This window comes from Georgenia daeguensis, assembly GCF_039537705.1.
Lineage (GTDB): Bacteria > Actinomycetota > Actinomycetes > Actinomycetales > Actinomycetaceae > Georgenia > Georgenia daeguensis.
In genome coordinates, this window is record NZ_BAABBA010000005.1 from 91,596 (window position 1) to 109,122 (window position 17,527).

Sequence of the window (17,527 nt, forward strand, 5' to 3'; positions counted from 1 at the left end):
GCCAACCGATTCCTCGATCTCGTCCGACCGTTGGTGAGTTCGTGACTTCTCGGCGATCAGGTGACTCCCGGTCGAGCAGGTGACTCCCGGTCGAACAGGTGACATCTCGGCGAGGAGACGACGGCTCACCGGGGGTGGGCGGCCGTCAGAAGTCGAAGTCGTCGATGTTGTCGGCGTTGAACCGGGTCGGCGGGCCGAGGGTGATCACGCCGTCGGCACCGATCTCGTACTCGCCCAGGTCCCCGGCCTCGAAGGTCTCGCCCTCCTCGCCGGTGATGATGCCCGAGGCCATCGCGGCGCCGGTGTAGGCGGCGAGCTGCCCCAGGGCGCCCGGGTCCCACAGGGCGAACTCGGTGACCGTGCCGTCCTTGACGAACTCCCGCATCTGGTTGGGGGTGCCGAGCCCGGTCAGGGCCACCTTCCCCTTGTAGTCCGACCCCTGCAGGTACCGCGCGGCGGCGGCGATGCCGACCGTCGTCGGCGAGATGATCGCCTCGACGTCCGGGTTGGCCTGCAGCAGCCCCTGGGTCTCGGAGAAGGACTTCTCGTCCTCGTCGTCGCCGTACACGGTCGCGACCAGCTCGATGTCCGCGTAGTCGGGGTTGTTCGCCAGCTCGTCCTCGATCACCTGGATCCAGGCGTTCTGGTTCGTCGCGTTGGCGGTGGCCGAGAGGATCGCGACCTGCCCGGAGCCGTCGATCTGCTCGGACGCCATCTCGATGAGGGTCTTGCCCACCTCCTCGCCGTCGACCTGGGAGACGAAGACGTCGCGGCAGGAGGGGTCGACGTCGGAGTCGAAGGTGACGACGGCGGTGTCGCCGGACATGGCCTGCTCCAGCGCCGAGCACAGGGCGTTGGGGTCGTTGGCGGAGAGCAGGATCGCGTCGACGGCCTGCTGGGTGAGCGTGTTGATGTAACTGACCTGGGAGGACGCCGAGGCGTCCGAGGGGCCGGTGTACTCGTAGGTGCCGCCGAGCTCCTCGACCACCTTCTGCGCGCCCTCGCTGGACGTCTCGAAGTAGGGGTTGTTGACCTGCTTGGGCAGCATCGTGATGGCGAGGCCCTCCTCGTACTCGGTGGCCCCGCCCCCGCCGCCGGTCGCGCCGCCGGTGGCGGCACCGCCGCCCCCGCCGGTCGGTTCCTCGTCGGCGGAGTCCTGGGTGGTGCCCCCGCACGCGGCGAGGGTGAGCGCGATTCCTAGCGCGAGGGCCGCGGAGGCCGTCCGTGAGCGTCGTTGCTGGCGGAGATTCATGGTGGGTCCTTATCTGCCGTGCCGCCGGCGGCGGCGTGGTGGTGAAGGTCGCGGGGCCGCGTCTAGGGGCCGGCGGGCACCTCCTCCCCGGCCGGCTCGGCGGCGGCCGCGCGGGCCCGCCGTCGCCGGGCGGCGTGCAGCCGCACCGCCGCGGTGACGTTGGGGATGAGCACGGAGACGATGAGGAGGAGGCCGGTGACCACGGTGAGCGCCTCGGTGGAGACCCGCTCGAGCCGCAGCGCGTTCTGCACCGAGCCGAGGAGGACGACGCCGGCGAGGACGCCGGGCAGGGTGCCGCGCCCGCCGAAGATGGACACGCCGCCGAGGAGGACGGCGGCCACGACCGTCAGCTCGAGCCCGACGGCGTTGTCGCCCCGCGCGCTGGAGTAGCGCAGCGTCCAGTACACCCCGGTCAGGCCGGCGACGGCGCCGGAGGTGACGTAGAGCCAGAAGCGCGTCCACCCCACCCGGATGCCGGCGTAGCGGGCGGCGGTCTCGTTGGCGCCGATCGCGAAGACGGACCGGCCGACCGGCGTGGCGTGGAGGACGACGCCGAAGATCACCGTGAGGAGCAGCAGGGGCAGCAGGACGTTGGGCACGACGCCGTCCCCCACGCTGCCGATCACCCAGCCGGTGAAGCTGCGGGGGAAGTCTGCGACGGCGGTGTCCCCCAGCAGCACGAACGCCAGGCCGCGGTAGAGGGCGAGCGTGCCGATGGTGACCGCGAGCGCGGGCAGCCCCAGCACGGTGATGAACAAGCCGTTGACCGCGCCGAGCACGGCGCCGACGACCACGACGAGCGGGACGATCGTCTCCAGCGGCAGCCCGCCGTTCCACATCACGCCCATCGCGGCGCTGGTCAGGCCGACCACGCTCGCCACCGACAGGTCGATCTGCCCGGTGACGATGATGAGGGTCGAGGGCAGGGCGAGCAGCAGGATCGGCGCGAGGTCCAGCACGAGGAAGCCGAAGTTGCGGGCGGTGCCGAAGTGCTCGACGCCGAGCGAGGCGACGATCAGGAAGACCACGGTCACAGCGATGACGGCGCTGTCCCAGCCGAGGGTCGGCCGGAACGCCAGCCGCTCCTCGCGCCCGACGTCGGGCGAGTTCTTCAGGTCAACGGACACGGGAGGAGCTCCTCCTCAGCGAGGCGGCCAGGCGGAGGGAGACGAGACGGTCGAGCCCGATCGCCCCGATGATCAGCGCACCGACGATCGCCCGCTGCCAGAACTGGTCGATCCCGAGGGCGGGCAGGGCGTTGTTGATCACGGTGAGGATGAGGCCGCCCAGGGCGGCGCCGAACACGGTGCCCGACCCGCCGAAGATGGCGACCCCGCCGACGACGGCGGCCGCGACGACGTCGAGCTCGAGCCCGCTGCCGGCCGAGGCGTCGACCGTGCCGAAGCGGGCCGCGTAGAGCACGCCGCCGAGCCCGGCCATCGCCCCGGCCGCGACGTAGGCCCACATCAGGCGCCGCATGATCGGGATGCCGGCGAGCGCGGCCGCCTCGGGGTTGGAGCCGATGGCGTAGAGGTCGCGGCCGGCGCGGTACCGGCCGAGGTAGACCCCGGTGACCACGAGGACGAGCAGGGCGATGAGCATCAGGTACGGGATGCCGAGGATCCGGCCGGTGCCCAGGCCGAGGAACCCGCGCGGCATGTCGCCCGCGCTGATGCGCGAGCCCCCCGCCCAGAAGTACACGAGCCCGCGGAAGACGTAGAGGGTGCCGAGCGTCGCCACCAGCGGCGGCACCTTGCCGAGCGAGATCAGCGCCCCGTTCACGAGCCCGCAGGCCGCCCCGATGGCGATCCCGACGGCGGCGCCCGCCACGACCGGCAGCCCCGGGTTCGAGCTGAGCACGGTGGCGGTGCCGAAGGCGGAGAGGCCGAGCACGGAGCCCATGGACAGGTCGATGCCCTTGGTGAGGATGACCAGCGTCATGCCGGTCGCCAGCAGCACCGTCAGCGCCGCCGCGAGCAGGAGGTCGCGCAGGCCCTGCGGGGAGAGGAACCGCGGGTTGGCGACGGCGGTCGCGACGACGAGCACGACGAGCACCAGCACCAGCCCGGCGGCGCGGAACTGGCGGCTGAAGCTCAGGAGCCTCGAGACGGCCGCGCCGGTGGTGACCGGCTCGGCGGGCCGCGACTGCACCGAGGTCATGCGGTCACCTCCTGCCGGGTCGCGGCGCGGATCACGGACTCCTCGGTGGCCTCGGCCCGCGGGAGGTCCGCGGTCAGCCGGCCCTCGCGCATCACCAGGACGCGGTCGGCCATGCCGAGGACCTCCGGGAGCTCGGAGGAGACCATGAGGACCGCGACGCCGCGGGCCGCGAGGTCGGACATGAACCGGTGGACCTCGGCCTTGGTGCCGACGTCGATCCCGCGGGTCGGCTCGTCGACGATGAGCACGCGCGGCTCGGTGCCGAGCCACCTCGCCAGGACGACCTTCTGCTGGTTCCCGCCGGAGAGGGTGGCCACGGCGTCGGAGAGCCGCCCGTACTTGGTGCGCAGCAGGCCGGTCCAGCGCTGCGCCTCCGCCCGCTCCGCCCGCCCGGTCAGCAGCCCGAGCCGCGCGAGCTGCCGGGTGCGGTTGAGGGTGGCGTTGCGGGTGACGGACATGTCCATGACCAGGCCCTGCTGACGGCGGTCCTCCGGCACGAGCGCGACGCCGGCGGCCATCGCCGCCCGGGGGCTGCGTGGGGGCAGCACCCGGCCGTCCACGCGTACCGTCCCGCCCTCGCGCGGGTCGACGCCGAAGATGGACTGCACCACCTCGGTGCGCCCGGCCCCGACGAGCCCGGCCAGGGCCACGATCTCCCCCGCGCGCACGGTCAGGCTGACGTCGGAGAAGACCCCCGGCCGGCTGATGCCCTCGACCTCGAGGACCACCTCCCCCGGGTCGACGTCCTTCTTCGGGAACATGGCGGAGAGCTCCCGGCCGACCATCCGGCGCACCATCTCGTCGACGGTGATGTCCTCGACGAGGTGGGAGGAGACGAAGGCGCCGTCGCGCAGGATCGTCACCCGCCGGCACAGGGACTCGATCTCGTCGAAGCGGTGGGAGATGAACAGGACGGCCGCGCCGTCGTCGCGCAGCGCCCGCACCACCGTGAAGAGCCGCTCCACCTCGACGCCGGAGAGTGCCGCCGTCGGCTCGTCCATGACCAGGATCCGGGCCCCGCGGGAGATCGCCTTGGCGATCTCGACGATCTGCTGGTCGGCGATCGACAGCCCCTGCGCCGGCCGCTCCGGCGCGATCGGCACGGCGAGCCGGGTGAACAGCGCGGCGGCGTCGCGGTGCATCTGGCGCCGGTCGATGCGGCCGAGGCGGCCGAGCGGCTGCCGGCCGATGTAGATGTTCTCCGCCACGCTCAGGTCCGGGAAGAGCGTGGGCTCCTGGTAGATCACGGCGATGCCGGCGGCCATGGCGTCGGCGGTGGAGGAGAGCTCGACCGGCTCGCCGTCGAGGAGCACCCGGCCCGCGTCGGGCCGGTGGACGCCCGCGAGGACCTTGATCAGCGTGGACTTCCCGGCGCCGTTCTCGCCGACGAGCCCGTGCACCTCGCCGGCGTACATCTCCAGGTGCGCGCCGCGCAGCGCCCGGACGGCGCCGAAGGACTTCGAGACGTCCTCCAGCGCGATGACCGGCCGGCGGGGTGGTGGAACGGCTTCGGGCTCTTCGGACACCGTCGTCCTCCGATGAATCGTTTCAAGTTGCGGCAGAACCTACCGCCGTCGCCGGGCACGGTCAACGGCTCCGCGGTCACGATCTAGTCGCCGCTTTACCGACGGCGCACGGCGCCTGCCTCGGTCCCTGAATCGTTTCACCGGCGCGGGGGCGAGCGGCTACACTCGGCCCGTCCAGCGGCGGTCCGGGAGGGACGATGGCGCGCACCCGCGCAGGAACGGCCCGACGGGCGAGCATCACCGACGTCGCCCGGCTCGCCGGGGTGTCCGCCGGCACCGTCTCCAACGTGCTCAACCACCCCTCGCAGGTTTCCGACCGGACGCGGACCAAGGTGCTCGACGCCATCGAGCAGCTCTCCTTCGTGCGCAACGCCTCCGCGCGGCAGCTGCGCGAGGGCACCTCCCGCACCGTGGGGGCGATCGTGCTCGACATCGCCAACCCCTTCTTCACCGCCACCGCCCGCGGCATCGAGGACCGCCTGGCCCAGGACGACCTGGTGCTCATGCTCGCGAGCTCGGACGAGGACCCGGAGCGTGAGAGCCGCTTCGTGCGCCAGTTCGTCGAGCACGGCGTCCGCGGCCTTCTCGTCACGCCGTCGCGCGGTACGCTCGAGACGGTGGCGCGCGTCCGTGAGCGCGGCACCGACGTGGTTCTCCTCGACCACACCAGCCCCTTCCCCGACGTCGCGTCCGTGGCGGTCGACGACGTGCGCGGCGCCGCCCTCGCCACGGCGCACCTGCTCGAGCGCGGGCACGAGCGCATCGCCTTCCTCAACGGCCCCCTCTCGCTGCGCCAGTGCGCGGACCGGCGCCAGGGGGTGCTCGCCGCCGTCGTCGAGGCCGGCCTGGACCCCGGCAGGGTGGTCGTCGAGGTGACGCTGCCCTCCCTCAACGCGGACAGCGGCAGCCGGGCGATGGCCGAGCTGCTCGCCCGGCCCGGGCCGCCGCCCACCGCGACGTTCTGCGTCAACGACTTCACCGCCCTGGGCGCGATGCGCCACCTGCGCGAGGCCTCGATCGCGGTCCCGGAGCAGATGGCCGTGGTGGGCTACGACGACGTCGACTTCGCCCCCGAGCTCGCCGTCCCCCTGACCTCGGTGCGCCAGCCCAGCCACGAGATCGGGTGGCGGGCGGCGGACCTCCTGCTCGGCGACGGCGAGCCCGAGCAGGTCCTCTTCCAGCCCGCCCTGGTGGTCCGGGCGTCCTCGGGCGCGTGAACCCCTAACACCCCTACCCCCGGCGGGTGCGGAAGGGGGGCAGACGGGGTTGTGACGCCTTCGGTGCGGCCCTACCGTCGGGAGGACCGGCCCTCGCCCGTTCGCGAAGGAGCGAAGAGTGGAGACCACCGAACCGCGCCCGCGAGCCCGCACCGGTCTGCTCGCGGCCGGCGTCGCCGCGCTCGCCGCGCTGCTCGCCGGTACCGGGCTCCCCGCGGCGGCCGTGGGCGAGGCGGACGAGGCGCGGTACGTCGTCGTCCTCGACGGCGCGGCCGGGGACCCGGCGGCCGAGGCCGAGGCGCACGGGACCGAGGCCACCCAGACCTTCGACGCGGCGGTGGACGGCTTCACCGCCACCATGAGCGCCGCGGAGGCCGAGCGCCTCGCGGCCGACCCCGCGGTCGCCTTCGTCACCGAGGACCGCGTGCTCGCCGCCGTCGCGCCCGTGGAGGAGGCCGCCACCTCCGCCTCCCAGCTCATCGGCAACCAGGTCCGGCGGGTCGACGGGCCGGCGTCCTCGACCCAGGCGGGCGACGGCGCCGGCGACGTCGGGGTCAACATCGCGATCGTCGACTCCGGCATCGACCGGGCCCACCCCGACCTCAACGTGCGCGGCGGCGTGGACTGCTCGGGCGGCCGGCCCGTCTCCCCCGGCGCCGCGCTGAGCGACACCACGGGCCACGGCACGGCGGTGGCCGGGGTGGCCGCCGCGCGGGACAACGGCTTCGGCGTCGTCGGCACCGCGCCGGGCGCCCCGCTGTGGTCGGTGAAGGTCACCGACGCCGGCGGCAGCATCACCATCGCGAGCCTGGTGTGCGCCGTCGACTGGATCACCGGCACCCGCACGGACGCCGACCCGGGCAACGACATCGCCGTCGCGAACATCTCCATCGCGGGCGGGGGCACGGACGACGGCCGGTGCGGAAGCACCTCGGAGGACGCCCTCCACGCCGCGATCTGCGGCTCGGTCCGCGCCGGGGTCAGCTACGTCGTCGCCGCCGGCAACGGGGCGCAGGACCTGGCCCGGGCCATCCCCGCCGGCTACGACCAGGTCCTCGCCGTGACGGCCGCCACGGACACCGACGGCCGGCCGGGCGGGGCGGGCCCCGACGCGTGCCCGCCGTCGCCCCTGGCGATCACCGACGACGCCGTCGCCTCCTTCTCGAACTGGGCCACCAGCGCCGCGGACCGGGCCCGGACCGTCGCGGCGCCGGGCGCCTGCATCACCACGACGGCGCCCGGCGGCCTGTACTCGGCGGCCCGCCACGGGACCAGCTTCGCCAGCCCGGTCACCGCGGGCGCCGTGGCGCTGTGCCTGCAGAGCGGCCGGTGCCCGGACAACGACGGCCGCGAGAGCGTCACGCGGTTCCGGGAGCTGGTCGAGAGCCACAACCGGCAGCACAAAGACCACGGCTACCAGGGCGACCCGTTCCGGCCCGTCGAGGGCCGGCACTACGGCTACCTCATCACCACCTCGCTGTTCTGAGGGGCGGCGCGTTCCGCGGGGCGCCCCCCTCAGGGAATCAGGCCCGCCCGGCGGCGGGTCGTGCGGTTCGCGTGCACCGACCAGCGCGGCACCCATCGCGCCAGCGCGGCGGCGGCCGCGCCGCCGAGCGCCCCGGTCACCCAGATGCCGGCGGCCAGCGAGCCGAGCGCCGCGCCCGCGGACGCGATGAGCGGCCCGAGCGCACCGCCGGAGTCCTGCAGCACCCGCCACATCCCGAGGAACTGGGCCCGGCCCGACGCCGGCGCGACGTCGGAGCCGAGGGTCATCAGGATGCCCGAGCTCATCCCGTTGCCCAGCCCCATGAGACCGGCGACGACGGACATGCTCACCACCGAGTCCGTGAACGGCAGAGCGAGCGTGGCGGCGCCCATGACGATCATCGACGGCACACCGATCCACAGCCGGCCCAGACGGTCCATGACCTTGCCGGCCGGGTAGAAGAGCAGCATGTCCACCGCGCCGGCGATGCCGAAGATCAGCGAGGTGGTGGCCGGGTCGAGGTCGAGGTGCTCCCCCCACAGCGGGATGACCGTCTGGCGGGCGCCGCGCACGGCGCCGACCAGCAGCACCGCGGCGCCGAGCGTGGTGAAGACCCGCCGGTGCTCACGCAGCACCTGGCCCATCGTCGGGCCGGGCCCGGCCGCCAGGCGTGCGGTCCGCCGCGCGGCCGCCCGGGCCCGCAGCGACCCGGCCGCGGGCCGCTCCCCCGGCGCCGTGTCCGGGACGAGCACCAGCGTGAGGGTCGCGGCCGCGGCCGTCACCACGCCGAGCAGGTAGGCGTTGCGGACGTCGCCGCCGTGGATGACGAGCGCACCGACGAACGGCCCGAGGAACTGCCCGATCCGGTGCACGCCGGCCAGGGTGGAGAGCACTCGGGCGCGCCGCAGTGGCGGGGTGATCTCCGTCAGGTACGAGTGCCGCGCCAGGTTGAACACCGCCGAGGCGGCCCCGGTGGCGAGCACCGCAACGGCCAGGGTGACCAGGCCGGGCGCGAACGCCGCCCCGGCGAACGCCACCGCGGCGACGGCGCCGGCGAGGATCATCGCGTACCGGTCGCCGATCCGGGCCGCGAGGGAGCCGGCGGGGAGGTCGGCGATGATCTGGCCGACGGGCAGCAGCGCGGCGAGCACGCCGGCGAGCGCGAGGTCGGCACCCAGCCCGACCGCGGTCGGGGCGATGATCGGGAGCATCGCCCCGAGGCCGATCTCGAACACCAGGGAGGGCACGAACGCACCCAGCACCACGGTGCGGAGGGGGAACATCGGGGCGTCGTACGGGTCGGTGGGACGCGCGGCGCGGGGGTGATCTTCAGGCATGGTGCCGCCATCATCCCGTGCGGGCGGAGGAGCCACCGAACCGGGTCGCCGAGCGGTCGTCGACGGCGGTCGGACCCGCAGACCACCCGCCTGCGGGCGACCTAGCAGAACGCGAACGAGATTTCTCGACGGCTGACGCCCGAATGTCGGTGATTGTTGTTATTTTCACAGGGTGACCGAAACTGACGACGTGCGGACGGCGGTCGTCATCGAGGACGACGCCGACATCCGGTTCCTGCTCGAGGCGACCCTCGGCCAGGCCGGCTTCGTCGTGCACTCCGCCGGGAGCGGCACCGCGGGCGTCGAGCTGATCCGCGCCCACCGGCCTCTGGTCACCACGCTGGACATCTCGCTGCCGGACATCGACGGCTTCGAGGTCGCCCGCCGCATCCGCATGTTCTCCAGCACCTACCTCGTCATGCTCACCGGCCGCGCCGAGGAGATCGACACCCTCCTGGGCCTGGACGCCGGGGCCGACGACTACGTCACCAAGCCCTTTCGCCCCCGAGAGCTGCGGGCGCGGATCGAGGCGATGCTGCGCCGCCCGCGCACCCTCGCCGCCCCGTCCGCGACCTCGCCGGCCGTCGCCGAGTCACCCGCGGCCGCCGGACCGTCGGCTGCCGCGCAGGGGGCGGGTTCGCCGTCGTCGCCGACGAGGGAGGCCGGGACGGGAGACGGCACGGCACCGGTCCGGACCCCGAACCGGGTGATCGAGCACCGCGGCCTGCGCATGGACGTCGATGCCCGGATCGTCGAGCTCGACGGCGCGCCCGTGCACCTCACCCGGAGCGAGTTCGACCTGCTGGCCGCGCTGCTGAGCGCACCCAACCGGGTGGTGTCGAAGAACGAGCTGGTGCGCCGGCTGTGGGGCGACGACTACTCCACCGGGGCGGAGGTGGCGGGCGCCGACCGCCGCACCGTGGAGGTGCACGTGGCGAACCTGCGGCGCAAGCTCGGCGAGGACGCGTCCTCGCCGCGGTTCATCGAGACCGTGCGCGGTGTCGGGTACCGGCTGACTCCAGCTCGCTGACCGCCGCCCGGATCGCCGCCACGGCGGGCTCGACGCGGCACTCGAGGGGCGGCATGCCCGAGCGCGCGCCCTCGAGGTCGCCGCTGCGGGCGGACTCGGCGACGTCGTGGGCCGCGTCGGCGAGCTCCTGCGCGCCGACCATCCAGCTGGCCGTGTACAGGCTCACGGCCGCGGTGTAGGTCCCGGCGGTGTCGTCGGAGACCAGCGCGTCGCGGAGCCGGTGCATGCGGCCGTCGAGCGCGGCGAGATAGAGGTCTGCGAAGTCCCGCGCCACGTCCGTGCCGAGATCGGCCGCCATGTCATGGAGCGTGTGCAAGGGCGTCATCGCGCCTCCTCTCCCGTAACAGGAAGCACACACCTTCACGTGCGCGCAGGGCAGTTGCGAGCAGGCTGAAGCGTGGGTGACCGGCTGCCTCACCCCGGGAGGCGGTACACCGCGCGAGAGGGTGGGCCCGGGATGCTGAGTGTGGCCGTGAGCTCGGTGCGGGTCACCCTCGCGGCGGCCGAGAGGTCACCCAGCGTGCGGGCGGCCGGCCAGCCCAGGCCGTGCCGGGCCGCCGCGGCGAACCCGCGCGCGAGCCGGGCGACGACGACGGCGCCGACCATCCCCGAGGTGGAGCTCAGGCTCAGCGCGGCCGCGTAGCCGTCCTCGATGTCGCCGTCGCGCACGGCGCGGTGCAGGCGGTCGACGCGTGCCGGGAGCTCCGCGAGGTACCGGCCGGCGAAGTCCCTGGCGGCGTCGGGCCCGAGGTCGGACTCGAGCGCGCGCAGCGCCACGGGATCGAGGATGGCACTCACGGATGAACCTCCTCCTCGGCCCGGTCCGTGACCGGGTGCTCGTCCTGCTCTGTCGGGTCCGCCGTCGGCTCCTCGTCCGGGGCGGTTCGCCGCTTCGGACGGCGGGCGTCCCGTGCCGCAGTTACCAACTGTATGGCGGCGTAGCCGAAGAGGACGACGGCGACGACGACGATGCCCGTGCTCTTCTGGTTCCCGTCGAGCATGGTCGCGACGTAGCCGGCGTACGGCACGTGGTACCGGACCTCGCCGCGCAGCTGGGTGGCGGTGAGCTCCCACGGGTCCGCCGCGCCGTTCGCGTCACCCTGCGTGGTGAACGAGACGGAGCCGTCGGTGCCGACGGAGCGGCTGACGATGCGGTGGGTGACCAGCGTCTGGTCGTCCGGGTAGGGCATGAACGTGACGACGTCGCCGATCTGGAGCGACTGGGCGTCCTCGTCGCCCTCGACCGGCGCGACGACCACCTGGCTCCCGGTGGGGATGGTGGGCTCCATCGAGCCGGTGAGGATGGTCAGCGGGACCCACCCCAGGACGCGCGGGACCACGACGATCGCGAGCGCGAGCGCCGCGAGGAGACCGAGGATCAGCCAGAGCAGCGCGGTGCGCGCGCGTCGCAGCGGGGTGGTCATGTCAGCCCCCGTTCTGGGTTCCGGCGGCACAGGAAGTGAGGGTGACGACCTGGCTCAGCTGCGGTTCCTCGCCCTCGTAGACAGCGCGGATCGAGTACCGCCAAATGCCGTTCTGGGTGTCGACGGTTGCGCTGTAGACCATGACGCCATTCGACGAAGTGATGGTCTCGACGATCGTCTCCTTGTTGCCTGCACCGTTGTGCTCGACGACCTCCCAGCGCGTTGGTGCCGGATCGTTCGAGGTCCAGGAGATGGTGATGACGCCGTCGACGGAGGTGAGGGCGCACGCCAGCGACGGGAAGATGGGCACCGCGGGCAAGACGCCGGCGAACGAGATCTCCTGCACAGCCTCAGAGGACCACCCCTGGCCCGGTGTGGCCTGCGTCAGCTTCCAGGTCACCTTGGGCTGACCTGTCAGGGCCTGCGCCGCGGCGATCGGCAGGCTGATGTGTGCGGTGACCATGACGCCGTCGTCAGAATCGTCGACCTGCCAGGGCTGGGCCGAGAGGTCGAGTCGTTCGCCGTTCTCACCCTTGCGGACCTCGACCACGGGCTGCGAGCCGTCCGGCGAGGAGAGACCCTCGACGTTCAGCGTGAGGCCCGCCGCCAAGGCGTCGCCCTCGACGTGCAGCCGGGAGGTCACATCGACGATCACCGTGCTGCCGGACGTGGTCACCGAGGTGCTGAGCTTCTCGACCCTGAGCTCTCCGCTGGTGATCGTCGCTCCGGGAATCTCCAGCTCGTCGTACCAGCCCGCCACACTGCCGCCGCCCGAGCTGAGCAGCGCCAGACCGACCGCGACGGCGGCGGTGGCGCTGAACAGTCGGGGCGTCTTCATGTGGTCGAGACCTTCGTCGCTGGAGGAACAGATCGCTCTCCTCGGAACCGCAGGGGGTGGCTCCGAGGAGAGCGCTCGGCGGACCGAGAAGGGGGGCCTCCTCGGGGCTGGGGGGTGCCCCGAGGAGGCATGCTCCGCGGAGTCGGGGGACGGCTCCGCGGAGGCTTTGTTCCGCGGTGCCGCAGGGACGGCTCCGAGGAAGCAGAAGTGGTGCTAGGCGGTCGCGTCAGGGACGACCTGGTCGATCTCCAGGGTCGAGTTGCGGAGTTCAAGGACCGCCCTCTGCCACGAGTTGTCGGCGCTGTGAGAGAGCGCTACGACCATCTCGACCGTGTAGGTCCCCCCCTTCGTCAGCTCTACGGTCGCCGCGCCATTGTCGTTCGAGGCCAGGTTGGCGTCGTTCGCATCCTTGACGGAGACGGTCGTGCTCAACGCGCTCGAGTCCGTGGGCGTGCCGGAGATCGGCGGCGGCGCCACCGAGAAGTTGGCGCTCAAACCGTCTCCCTCGAGGGCGATATCGACGTCCGTCGTGTACGTGATCTTCGCTCCGGGGGCGATCCGATACGCGTCCGTGAGCACGTTGCCCGCCGAATCGGTCCACACACCGTTCCCAACGTTCACGATGTCCAGCTGACCGGCAACGATGGTCTTGGCGCTCGCGATGGGCGCCTCGTCCGACCAGGCGGCGAACGTGCCACCGCCGCCAGCCAGCAGGGCGACGCCCACGCCGGTGGCGACGAGCGCCTTGGTGAGCCTGGAGCGGGAGCGCGGGGTCTCGGCGTTGCTACTCATGAATGGAGAGTCCTTGTCGACGTGATTCGGAATGTCGGCACGGGGTCGTCCGTGCCTGCCGAGATGGAGACTCCACGGCCAACCTCAATCCACGGTCCAGGGCACCTTCACGTCACCTCAAGAAAAGCGAAAGATCCGCGCTCGCCCGGTCGGCCGCTCATTCCGGTGTCGAACCCCGTTCGCTCGTCTACGTTGAGCAGCGGACGAGGGATACAGCCCGGAGGATGCCCATGGACGCGGCTGCCCTTGCCCGTCGCACGACCTACTGGGCCCTGGACCGGGCCCACGGCCGGCCCGTCGCCGAGGCCGTCGACGAGATCCACGCCGCCCTGGACGACCCCCACGACCCAGAGGTCCGCCGCCTGCTCGACACAAGGCTCGCCGCGCTCCTCTTGCACGCCGTCGAACGCGTTCCGTTCTACCGCGGCAGCGACCCGACGGATCTCACGACCTTCCCCGTCGTCACCAAGCTGACGTTCCGCGAGCACGGGCCGGCGATGCGCTCGCGTGGTTTCGCGGCCGCGGCGCTGCAGCCGCACGTGACGTCCGGCTCCACCGGCACCCCCTTCGAGGCGGTGTGGGATCAGGGCAAGGCCCTGCGCAACCGCGCGGACACCATCGCCATGGCCACCCGGGCGGGCTACCGGCTGGGCATGCCGCTGATCTACTTCCGCATCTGGGGCGGCGCCTACCGGAAGGGACCCGTCCAGCGCGCGCGGGAGGGTCTGACCCCGGTCGACGTCCGCTCGCTCGACGACGGTCGCGCGCGCGAGGTGCTCGACGCCGTCCGGCGACGCCGCCACCCCGTCACGCTGCTCGGCTACACCTCCGCGCTCGAGCTGCTGTGCCACGTCCTCGACGCCGGTCACCCCGGGGTCGCGGACCGCGTCGCCGCCGTCGTCGCCGTGGGAGAGGCGCCCACCGACTACCTGCGCCGTGCGGCCGAGCGGCACTTCGGCACGCCCCTGGTGGCCCGCTACTCCAACAGCGAGAACGGCCTGGTCGCGCAGGAGGAGCCGGGCAGCACGGGGTACCGCGTGAACCGGGCGAGCTACCTCGTGGAGGTGCTGCGGCACGACTCGGACCGGCCCGCCGGCGCCGGCGAGGAAGGCCGGATCGTCCTCACCGACCTGTTCAACCGCGCGATGCCGTTCATCCGCTACGACACGGGTGACCGCGGGACCCTCGCCGTCGACGGCGGGGGCAGGGCCGACGACGCCGTCCTGGCCTCGATCGCGGGCCGGTCCATGGCCACCGTGTACGACACCCGCGGCCGCAGCCTGAACCCGATGGGTTTCATGGAGCTCAGCCGCTTCACCGACGTCCGCCAGTTCCAGGTGGCCCAGACCGGGCCCGGCCGGTACACGCTGCGGCTCAACGCCTCGCCCGACGCCGGACGTGACACGCAGATCCGGGCGCAGCTGCTCGACGCGCTCGGGGCGGACGCCGACCTCGTGATCACCTACGTCGAGGAGGTCCCGCTGCTGGCCTCGGGAAAGCGGCAGGTGGTCGTCAACGAGTGGCAGTCGGCGCACTGACGTCGCCGTCGGCCTGGGCCGGCACCACCCGGTTCCCGCCCTCGGCGATCGCGCCGCGGGAGACCTTCCGCGACACGTCGCAGAGCCCGTCGAGGTCGTAGCCGTGCGTGCGCGCGGTCGTGATACCGATGCTCACGGCCAGCCGCAGCCGGCTGCCGGGCACCTCCAGCGGGGACTCGAGGATCTCCTTGCGGACCTCGGTGGCCCACGCCGCGGCCTCCTCCGCCGTCCACCCGGGCAGCAGCACCTGGAACGCCCGGCCGTCCATCGCGTCGCGGCCCATGAGCGCCCGCTTCGGCAGCAGCACCTGCACGGCCTCCCCGCAGACCACGAGCGCCCGGTCGGCGTGCTCGCGCCCGAACGCCACGGCGATCTCGTCGATCCCCTCCGGCGTCACCGCGGCGAGGGCCACCGGCACGTTCCCCTCCTCGTGCGCGCGCAGCAGGGCCGTCGCGCGCGGCACGAAGGAGACGCCGGTGCGCGCCCCCGTCATCGGGTCGAAGTTGCGCGCCTCGTCCTGCCGGGCGCGGGCCTGGGTCCCGCGCAGCACCACCATGGAGAACGCGGCCCCGGTGATCAGCAGGACCACGAAAAGGGTGGTCACCTCCGTGCCCGCGTAGGTGCGGAAGAGGAGCGACTGCGGCCCCGCCGTCAGGAACACCACGAGCCGGAAGGCGTAGAACGCCCCCGCGGCGAGCAGCACCGTCCCGAGCAGCACGGCCGCGCGGATGCGCCTGGCCGAGGCGGACCGCAGGAGGGCTACGCCGCCCGCGAGCGCGCCGAGCGCGGTGCCCGCCAGCATGACGGCCCCGCCGGCCCAGGCCCCGCCGTCGGGCCCGGCGACGACGACGGCCAACCCGGCGAGCGCCCCCGCCCCGGCCGAGACCTGGACGAGCGACCGGCGTCCCTGCAGGGCCCGGATCCCGTTCCACATGGCGCACGTGGTCAGGACGCTGCCGATGTTGCCGACCGCGTTCGCCCACCACAGCTCCGGGACGACGGCGGAGGCGAGGTAGGACAGGCCGGTCGTGAGGGCCGCGGCGAAGGCGAGGGACCACAGCCGGTCCACCTCGTCGCCCTCCCGGTACCTGGCCTCGACGATGAACAGCACCGAGGTCACGGTGATGACGAGGGAGGAGACGACCAGCAGCGTCGTCATGTCGAGGTTCATCGCCGCTCCCGGGGCAGGTAGACGTCCATGGTGGTCCCCTTCCCGGTGGCGCTGGTCAGCTCGATCCGGCCGCCGTGCGCCTCGACGAGCTGCCGGGAGATGTGCAGCCCGAGCCCCGTCCCGGGCACGTTGCCGCTCCGCACGGACGAGGCCCGGTAGAACCGGTCGAAGATGTGCTCCTGGTCGTCCGCCGAGATCCCGATGCCGGTGTCCCGCACGGACAGGTGGGCCTCGTCGCCCTCGACGCCGAGCGTCAGCGTCACGGTCCCGCCGCGCTCGGTGTACTTGATGGCGTTGGACACCAGGTTGTCGGTCACCTGGTTCAGCCTGATCCGGTCGCCGTGCACCACGCACGGCTCGGTGGCCAGGTTCTCGAGCACCACGCCGCGGCTCGCGGCGCGGGGGCTCTGGCTCTGCACCGCCTCGGCCACCACCTCCCGCAGGTCCACCGACACCGCCGTCAGAGCGATCTCCCCGGCCCGGGTCTGGGCGGCCGTGAGGAGGTCGCCGATGAGGCGCTGGAGCCGTTCGGTGTTCCTCTGCACCACCCGGAGGTGGGCCCGGGCGCTCTCGGGCACGCCGGGCTGCTCGAGGGCGAGCTCGAGGTAGCCCAGGATCGAGGTCAACGGGGTGCGCAGCTCGTGGGAGACCGAGGAGACGAAGTCCTCACGCTGGGCGAGCGCGCTCGTCTCGGCGGTGAGGTCCTGGTAGGCGACGACGGCGCCCGCCCAGTTCCCGTCCTCGTCCAGGAGCGGGGCGGCCGAGACCCGGAACGCCCGGCGGCTGCCGTCCGTCTCCTCCCAGATCGTCAGCTCGCGGTCGATGGTCTCCCCGCGGCTGGCCCGCACGAGCGGGGAGCCGTCGTGCCCGAGCGGGGTGACGCCGTCGGCGCGGTAGCCGTCGATGCCGGCGTGCACGTCGACCGGGTCGCCCACGCGGTACCGGCCGGCGATGACCCGGGCGTGGGCGCGGTTGATGTGGGTCACCCGCCCGTGCGCGTCCATGGCGACGACGCCGACGTCGATCGTGTTGAGGATCCCGCCGAGCAGGAGCTGCTGGGCGCGCGCGTCCCGGAGGGTCTCCTCGATCAGGGCGCTCTGCCGGCCCAGCAGGGTCCTGCGGGCGGTCGAGCGCTTCTCGGAGAGGTGCAGGTAGATCCCGGCCGCGGTGAGGACGGCCGGGCCGAGCACCTGACGGTTGAGGTCGGTGATCGCCGCCTCCGCCGCGGTGAGGAGCTCCGGGCCCCACGCGGCCGCCGTGCCGAGGCCGATGCTGATCACCACGCCGGTCCGGCCGAACCGCGTGGCCATCCAGAGCGCCGGGAGCAGCACGAGGACGTAGGACTCGAAGCCGGCGGCCTCCGCGAACGCGACGGCGCAGATGTCCATGACCGGGACGACGACGGTGCTCCAGCGGGGCAGCCGGCTCCACGGCAGGAGGAGGGACAGGGCCGTGGCGACGACGGTGAGGACGACGGCGGCGAAGAACCGGTCGTCACCGAGCAGCGCGTTGTCGAAGATCGCGACGGCGAGGATGATCGCGAGGGTCACCGCCGCGAACGGCAGCTGGCGGACGAAGATGCTCAGGTGGTCGCCCTGGGTGCGAGGCGCGGGCGCCCGCGCACTCAGCACCCCCGCGGCCCCCATGGGCCGAGGCTATACGGACGGCTTTCCCCGTGTGACCGGAACGGGCTCGGGGCCTCGGCGCTCCGGGCGCGCGCGGCCGCGACCGTCAGGTGCCCGGGTGAAGTCCCGCG

General features: G+C 73.2%; 16 protein-coding genes. 4 read left to right on the forward strand and 12 right to left on the reverse strand.

Annotated elements, in window-relative coordinates:
- Window positions 1–145: 145 nt before the first annotated feature.
- The 4 genes from rhaS to ABD774_RS06570 form a co-directional block, all read right to left on the reverse strand.
- A complete protein-coding gene (gene rhaS, locus ABD774_RS06555) occupies window positions 146–1,252 on the reverse strand; it encodes a rhamnose ABC transporter substrate-binding protein (protein WP_345039026.1) in 1,107 nt (368 codons plus the stop codon).
- Window positions 1,253–1,314: 62 nt separating this feature from the next.
- Window positions 1,315–2,331 (reverse strand): ABC transporter permease, encoded by a 1,017-nt coding sequence (locus tag ABD774_RS06560; RefSeq protein ID WP_486327281.1) that lies wholly within the window; start codon window positions 2,329–2,331, stop codon window positions 1,315–1,317.
- A gap of 37 nt (window positions 2,332–2,368) precedes the next feature.
- Window positions 2,369–3,412, reverse strand: a complete 1,044-nt coding sequence (locus ABD774_RS06565) for an ABC transporter permease (protein ID WP_345039030.1) — start codon at window positions 3,410–3,412, stop codon at window positions 2,369–2,371.
- Window positions 3,409–4,938 (reverse strand): sugar ABC transporter ATP-binding protein, encoded by a 1,530-nt coding sequence (locus tag ABD774_RS06570; RefSeq protein ID WP_345039033.1) that lies wholly within the window; start codon window positions 4,936–4,938, stop codon window positions 3,409–3,411. Before ABD774_RS06570 ends, ABD774_RS06565 begins: the two co-directional genes overlap by 4 nt.
- A 197-nt stretch (window positions 4,939–5,135) precedes the next feature.
- Between ABD774_RS06570 and ABD774_RS06575 the strand changes: the two genes are divergently transcribed.
- Both ABD774_RS06575 and ABD774_RS06580 read left to right on the forward strand, forming a co-directional pair.
- A complete protein-coding gene (locus ABD774_RS06575; protein ID WP_345039035.1) occupies window positions 5,136–6,155 on the forward strand; it encodes a LacI family DNA-binding transcriptional regulator in 1,020 nt (339 codons plus the stop codon).
- Window positions 6,156–6,273: 118 nt separating this feature from the next.
- Entirely contained in the window at window positions 6,274–7,641 is a 1,368-nt protein-coding gene (locus tag ABD774_RS06580; protein ID WP_345039038.1) for a S8 family peptidase, read from the forward strand.
- A gap of 29 nt (window positions 7,642–7,670) precedes the next feature.
- Here ABD774_RS06580 and ABD774_RS06585 read toward each other — a convergent pair whose 3' ends face one another.
- Window positions 7,671–8,978 (reverse strand): MFS transporter, encoded by a 1,308-nt coding sequence (locus tag ABD774_RS06585; protein WP_345039040.1) that lies wholly within the window; start codon window positions 8,976–8,978, stop codon window positions 7,671–7,673.
- Window positions 8,979–9,150: 172 nt separating this feature from the next.
- On the opposite strand from ABD774_RS06585, the gene ABD774_RS06590 reads away from it, so the two are divergent.
- Complete coding sequence (locus ABD774_RS06590; protein ID WP_345039042.1) at window positions 9,151–10,008, forward strand: response regulator transcription factor; 858 nt, start codon at window positions 9,151–9,153, stop codon at window positions 10,006–10,008.
- On the opposite strand, the gene ABD774_RS06595 is transcribed toward ABD774_RS06590, so the two are convergent.
- From ABD774_RS06595 to ABD774_RS06615, 5 genes are all read right to left on the reverse strand, one after another.
- Window positions 9,959–10,333: a hypothetical protein gene (locus ABD774_RS06595; RefSeq protein ID WP_345039045.1), complete on the reverse strand. Its 375-nt coding sequence runs from the start codon at window positions 10,331–10,333 to the stop codon at window positions 9,959–9,961. The two genes, ABD774_RS06590 and ABD774_RS06595, sit on opposite strands and share 50 nt — an antisense overlap.
- An 89-nt stretch (window positions 10,334–10,422) precedes the next feature.
- Window positions 10,423–10,806 carry an Hpt domain-containing protein gene (locus ABD774_RS06600; protein WP_345039047.1) on the reverse strand — a complete coding sequence of 128 codons (384 nt, stop codon included), beginning with the start codon at window positions 10,804–10,806 and terminating at the stop codon, window positions 10,423–10,425.
- A complete protein-coding gene (locus ABD774_RS06605) occupies window positions 10,803–11,432 on the reverse strand; it encodes a signal peptidase I (RefSeq protein ID WP_345039049.1) in 630 nt (209 codons plus the stop codon). Before ABD774_RS06605 ends, ABD774_RS06600 begins: the two co-directional genes overlap by 4 nt.
- A gap of 1 nt (window position 11,433) precedes the next feature.
- Window positions 11,434–12,270 (reverse strand): hypothetical protein, encoded by an 837-nt coding sequence (locus ABD774_RS06610; RefSeq protein WP_345039051.1) that lies wholly within the window; start codon window positions 12,268–12,270, stop codon window positions 11,434–11,436.
- A gap of 213 nt (window positions 12,271–12,483) precedes the next feature.
- Window positions 12,484–13,062 carry an alternate-type signal peptide domain-containing protein gene (locus ABD774_RS06615; RefSeq protein WP_345039053.1) on the reverse strand — a complete coding sequence of 193 codons (579 nt, stop codon included), beginning with the start codon at window positions 13,060–13,062 and terminating at the stop codon, window positions 12,484–12,486.
- Between the two features lie 230 nt (window positions 13,063–13,292).
- Here ABD774_RS06615 and ABD774_RS06620 point away from each other — a divergent pair, with 230 nt between their 5' ends.
- A complete protein-coding gene (locus ABD774_RS06620; RefSeq protein ID WP_345039055.1) occupies window positions 13,293–14,600 on the forward strand; it encodes a phenylacetate--CoA ligase family protein in 1,308 nt (435 codons plus the stop codon).
- On the opposite strand, the gene ABD774_RS06625 is transcribed toward ABD774_RS06620, so the two are convergent.
- Together ABD774_RS06625 and ABD774_RS06630 are read right to left on the reverse strand one after the other, a co-directional pair.
- Entirely contained in the window at window positions 14,575–15,771 is a 1,197-nt protein-coding gene (locus tag ABD774_RS06625; RefSeq protein WP_345039057.1) for a GGDEF domain-containing protein, read from the reverse strand. The genes ABD774_RS06620 and ABD774_RS06625 overlap by 26 nt on opposite strands.
- On the reverse strand, window positions 15,768–17,417 hold the full coding sequence (locus ABD774_RS06630; RefSeq protein ID WP_345039059.1) for a sensor histidine kinase: 1,650 nt from the start codon (window positions 17,415–17,417) through the stop codon (window positions 15,768–15,770). Before ABD774_RS06630 ends, ABD774_RS06625 begins: the two co-directional genes overlap by 4 nt.
- Between the last annotated feature and the right edge of the window lie 110 nt (window positions 17,418–17,527).

What these genes read in the sequence shown, in the direction of transcription:
- rhaS (WP_345039026.1), bottom strand. Translation starts at nt 1,252, where the DNA reads ATGAATCTCCGCCAGCAACGACGCTCACGGACGGCCTCCGCGGCCCTC.
- ABD774_RS06565 (WP_345039030.1), bottom strand. Translation starts at nt 3,412, where the DNA reads ATGACCTCGGTGCAGTCGCGGCCCGCCGAGCCGGTCACCACCGGCGCG.
- ABD774_RS06575 (WP_345039035.1), top strand. Translation starts at nt 5,136, where the DNA reads ATGGCGCGCACCCGCGCAGGAACGGCCCGACGGGCGAGCATCACCGAC.
- ABD774_RS06585 (WP_345039040.1), bottom strand. Translation starts at nt 8,978, where the DNA reads ATGCCTGAAGATCACCCCCGCGCCGCGCGTCCCACCGACCCGTACGAC.
- ABD774_RS06595 (WP_345039045.1), bottom strand. Translation starts at nt 10,333, where the DNA reads ATGACGCCCTTGCACACGCTCCATGACATGGCGGCCGATCTCGGCACG.
- ABD774_RS06605 (WP_345039049.1), bottom strand. Translation starts at nt 11,432, where the DNA reads ATGACCACCCCGCTGCGACGCGCGCGCACCGCGCTGCTCTGGCTGATC.
- ABD774_RS06610 (WP_345039051.1), bottom strand. Translation starts at nt 12,270, where the DNA reads ATGAAGACGCCCCGACTGTTCAGCGCCACCGCCGCCGTCGCGGTCGGT.
- ABD774_RS06615 (WP_345039053.1), bottom strand. Translation starts at nt 13,062, where the DNA reads ATGAGTAGCAACGCCGAGACCCCGCGCTCCCGCTCCAGGCTCACCAAG.
- ABD774_RS06620 (WP_345039055.1), top strand. Translation starts at nt 13,293, where the DNA reads ATGGACGCGGCTGCCCTTGCCCGTCGCACGACCTACTGGGCCCTGGAC.
- ABD774_RS06625 (WP_345039057.1), bottom strand. Translation starts at nt 15,771, where the DNA reads ATGAACCTCGACATGACGACGCTGCTGGTCGTCTCCTCCCTCGTCATC.
- ABD774_RS06630 (WP_345039059.1), bottom strand. Translation starts at nt 17,417, where the DNA reads ATGGGGGCCGCGGGGGTGCTGAGTGCGCGGGCGCCCGCGCCTCGCACC.